1 protein-coding gene is annotated in these 367 nt (G+C 53.7%); it reads right to left on the minus strand.

Going from position 1 to position 367, the window contains the following annotated elements; translation table 11 throughout:
- On the minus strand, positions 1 to 367 hold a 367-nt coding region (locus EOS_RS42845; protein ID WP_047898318.1), incomplete at both ends, for an FUSC family membrane protein.

Here is a 367-nt window from a genome sequence, read left to right on the forward strand (position 1 = left end):
ATCCGCTCCAGCGCAGCATCAATATGCGTAAAAGCGCGCTCAAAATGCGGATCATGTTGATAAGGCTGACGCAACAAAATACAGCGTGACAGTTGCTGGCACGCCTGGCCCTGCATCGACATCAGCCGCTGAAAACGGAACAGCACGTCGCTGTGGCGAAAATGTTCACGCAATGTTTGATACTGAATATGAGAAGAGCTGGCACGCTCGTGAATATCCTGTGCGACAAAGTAATAATGCAGCGTGCGACGCGTTCCCCGTTGACCACGATCGCCACGTAAGCGGGTCAGCAGCGAGAGTTTCGTCTGATTCAATGTCGCCATCAGCAGACCGTTGGCGAGAGCCAAATCGTACAGCGGTGCCTGGC

This window comes from Caballeronia mineralivorans PML1(12), from assembly GCF_001028175.1.
GTDB lineage: Bacteria > Pseudomonadota > Gammaproteobacteria > Burkholderiales > Burkholderiaceae > Caballeronia > Caballeronia mineralivorans.